Source organism: uncultured Chryseobacterium sp. (assembly GCF_913776365.1).
GTDB lineage: Bacteria > Bacteroidota > Bacteroidia > Flavobacteriales > Weeksellaceae > Chryseobacterium.
In genome coordinates this window covers 1-3,581 of record NZ_CAJYMO010000330.1, presented here as the reverse complement: position 1 = coordinate 3,581, position 3,581 = coordinate 1, and the positions used below count along the sequence as shown (strand labels likewise).

General features: G+C 40.7%; 5 protein-coding genes. 2 read left to right on the top strand and 3 right to left on the bottom strand.

Annotated features, from left to right (window positions below):
- A partial coding sequence (locus QZ735_RS18070; RefSeq protein WP_294251529.1) for a 30S ribosomal protein S6 occupies positions 1-117 on the bottom strand: 117 nt, incomplete at its 3' end.
- A gap of 549 nt (positions 118-666) precedes the next feature.
- Here QZ735_RS18070 and QZ735_RS18065 point away from each other — a divergent pair.
- Both QZ735_RS18065 and QZ735_RS18060 read left to right on the top strand, forming a co-directional pair.
- On the top strand, positions 667-1,020 hold the full coding sequence (locus QZ735_RS18065; protein ID WP_294251527.1) for a hypothetical protein: 354 nt from the start codon (positions 667-669) through the stop codon (positions 1,018-1,020).
- The gene (locus QZ735_RS18060) at positions 1,013-1,951 is read left to right on the top strand and encodes a hypothetical protein (RefSeq protein ID WP_294251524.1); all 939 of its coding nucleotides are present in this window, start codon (positions 1,013-1,015) and stop codon (positions 1,949-1,951) included. Before QZ735_RS18065 ends, QZ735_RS18060 begins: the two co-directional genes overlap by 8 nt.
- A gap of 142 nt (positions 1,952-2,093) precedes the next feature.
- On the opposite strand, the gene QZ735_RS18055 is transcribed toward QZ735_RS18060, so the two are convergent.
- Positions 2,094-2,717, bottom strand: a complete 624-nt coding sequence (locus QZ735_RS18055) for a hypothetical protein (protein ID WP_294251522.1) — start codon at positions 2,715-2,717, stop codon at positions 2,094-2,096.
- A gap of 118 nt (positions 2,718-2,835) precedes the next feature.
- A partial coding sequence (locus QZ735_RS18050) for a dihydrolipoamide acetyltransferase family protein (RefSeq protein ID WP_294251519.1) occupies positions 2,836-3,581 on the bottom strand: 746 nt, incomplete at its 5' end.

Here is a 3,581-nt window from a genome sequence, read left to right as displayed (position 1 = left end):
AGCAACGATTTCGCAGTTCTTTTCTTTGATAAGATCTACATACTTGTTCACTGCTTCCTCCACCTGAGCTTCAGATAGAACGGGAGTTAAAATGAAAACAGTTTCGTAATTGTTCATAATGTTAAATAAATTTGTTAATTATTTCGAGGTGCAAAAATAGGGTAATTCTCTTAATTATACAAATGTTTTCCTTTATTTAATTGTATTTTTTGTTCTGCGGATATGATCAGTTGCATATAAGAAAATTGATAATCAATTGTAGTAATCCTGTTCAGTAAGAATAAAAAGGAATAGACGTAGTAAAGGATAGGCTAATATAAATTTTCTTTCGATCTTGCAGCAGCAGTTTCCATTTCCCCATTTCCATTCAAATCAGAGGCTGCTTAAATTACCTGTACAAACATTATTTTTCAGATCAGCTGTTGCATTACGGCATCTTGCATACGTCTTTTCTGAGCAGGAGCGTCTTCAACCGCAATTACTGAAAGATCACACCTTTCAAACCATTTGTCATATACTTTGAATATCAATCGTTCCTGTGTTTTTAGAGAACTTAAAATTTGAGCGGCATTGAGTTTCCTGGAATCAGGTTATATCACCTTGTATTTCGTTAAAATTAAAATTAATTTACGGATATTGGACAGATAGTCGCATAAATCAATAGATTTGCAGTTGAAGAATAATGATCTGATTTCCATGATGAACTTAGGAGCAGCTGAACGCTTTTTACAGAATTCCGCAACGACAGGTATCCTGGTCGTCATATTTTTCATATTGTCAACCCTCCTGTTGCTTTCCTGGTCGAATTATGAGCTGGCTTCCGATGTTTTTTTAGGGAATCTCCATTATCTGCTTCTTGCCAATATGGCGGTGTGGATGATCAGTGCTATTATTTCGCCGGATAAGATGATAAGGATTGTTTACATCATCATGATTGCAGGAACGTTTGCCTTTCTTGTCATTTACAGGTTATTTATCCTTTGGCTTATGGGACTTTCAAAAGCATTTATCCATGGCTAGTAAAATCTGGAATTATCTTTTGCTCATCCTGATCCTGACATTAGCCGGCGCGATTATCCGGCACGAAATATCATATGACCGTTTTTCAAGATTTGAATATAGTGTACGGTACTCCGGCAAAGATGGAACATTCATTAAATTAACGGATAATCATTTTTATGCAAAGGAAGATACTTTTTCTGTTCCGGACGGCGAAAGTTCTGTTCAGGTACAAAAAATGCCGGTTCCTGAAAAAATTCATCTGGTCTGGTTCTCCTACAATGATGATGCCTTTTATGAGTTTGAAGGAAACATTGCAGCTATGACCCGGGACCTCGGAAATCATAATGATCTCAGGATGGAATTCGGGGACAAAGGGACATTTTCAGTGACGCTGAGCGGTGAGGGCTGGAGCGCAGATGATAAAGCTACAGGCAGTTACAGAGGAAAAAAGGTCCTAAGATCATGGCCGGAACCAGATCCGAAGAGGGATAAAATGGTCTTCTTTATCCGGAACAAAAAGGAGGTTACGCCTTATTTGTTTCTGGAAAGCGGATCGGAATTATCAGAGATCAGATTTGATCCGGTAACCGATCTGTATTTCCCCTCCTCGGAAGATTATGCAGACTCGCTGAGTAATGGAGTACTTCTGCATGATGCACGGCCTGCAATCATCCGGCTTCCTTCCCGTTTTACCCTGAAATTTTTCAGGAATGCCGGAATGAAGCCCGGATCGGAGGAAGATCTTTTTGCTCCTTTAATGGAAATGATGGTCAGTTTCGATGACGATCAGTTGTACCGGATTCTGAAATCGGATCCTGAAGAAAAACGTTTTGACCTGAAAATAAACCTGGATAAAGACGACAACCTGAAGAGTGTGTATTTGTCAGCGCACAATAAGGTTCACCGGCTGAAAACAAGCATCGTATATGCGAGGCGTTCCTCCGGATAACCGGCAAATCAAAAACCTCCGGATAAAATCCGAAGGTTTTTATGTTCTTAAACAGGCTCTAAGACGCTTAAAAGTATTTTAATCGTAATTGCTTCCGGCTTTCATTATACAGCCTTTTAGAAAAGCTTCGGGTTCCTGTTAATCAGATCTGTTTCAAGAATTCAGCTGTATATAGGGCGCGATCCACAGTAAGAGTTTCAGGAATTCCGAATTTGAGAATGTTATTTTTGATTTCCAGCCTGAAGTCTTTATCCGGAAAAGATTTGATGATTTGTCTGCGTCTTTCATTTAAAAAGGTCCTGGTTCCGGACTTGTTGCTGCCCAGTATATAAAAGCCACTGAATGCTCCGTCTCTGAAATTTACTTTAAAGCGGTTGAACATACCGGCGATCCTGTCTGTCCATCTCTTTTTACTGACGGATATGAAGCCATAGTCTTCTTCCATCCGCTTCATTCCCCAAATCTGCAGGCTGTCATACAAAGCAGTAGTGCGCGCACCTTTTGCCATAATGCCGATTTTGCTGACAATGAAAAGGTAAAACGGATTTTCTTTATTTTTATCCGTAATGAAATAGCAAATTTTGGGATTGAATAATGAATTCTCTTTACCGGAATGAAAGACCTGAAAAAGGGAATCTTCAACCGCAACCACAGAAAGGTCGTACATCCCGAATAGACGGTCATATATTTCGAAAATCAATTCTTCCTGTTCCCTGGAAAAGTCAAAAAGTTTACTGGCATCTAATTTCCTGAAATCAAGCTCCATTCGTACCTTATTTAGATTGAAGATAAAATTATTTCAACAGATATCATACAAAAAACCTCCGGAAAAATCCGAAGGTCTTATTTTCAGGGTAAATTACTCATTACTGATTACTCATTAATTATATTTCCGTATTCAGATCCCAGTTCTGCAGGTAATCATGAACGTGCTTCAGCATCATTCCTCCCAGGGAACCGTCAACCACCCTGTGGTCGTAGGAGTGGGACATGAACATAAGGTTTCTGATAGCAATTACATCGCCGTCCGCCGTTTCCAGGACTGCCGGTTTCTTTACAATAGCTCCGATGGCCAGGATGGCTACCTGCGGCTGAGGAATGATCGGGGTTCCCATCAGGTTGCCGAAGCTTCCCACATTGGAAATCGTATAGGTGGCTCCCTGCGTATCTTCCGGTCTCAGTTTTTTATTCCTTGCCCTGTACGCCAGATCGTTGATGGCCTTCGCCAGTCCGGAAAGGGATAGCTGGTCGGCATTTTTAATCACGGGAACAATCAGGTTTCCGTCCGGCAGGGCAGTGGCCATACCGATATTGATGTTTTTCTTTTTAATAATGTTTTCCCCGCTGATGGAAACATTGATCATCGGGAAGTCCTGTATCGCTTTTACTACCGCTTTTACGAAAATCGGCATAAACGTCAGCTTTTCTCCTTCTCGTTTTTCGAAAAGCGATTTGTTTTTATTTCTCCATTTTACAACATTGGTAACGTCTGTTTCGATGAAAGAGGTAACATGCGGGGCAATCTGCTTGGCTTTTACCATGTTTTCGGCGATAATTTTCCTCATCCTGTCCATAGGGATGATTTCGTCACCTGCAGCGGCAGTAATGGTGGAAGCCGGTGCTGAAACAG

Bases quoted from the DNA above. Each gene is read 5' to 3' on its own strand.
- QZ735_RS18060 (WP_294251524.1), top strand. From the start codon at position 1,013: ATGGCTAGTAAAATCTGGAATTATCTTTTGCTCATCCTGATCCTGACA.
- QZ735_RS18055 (WP_294251522.1), bottom strand. From the start codon at position 2,717: ATGGAGCTTGATTTCAGGAAATTAGATGCCAGTAAACTTTTTGACTTT.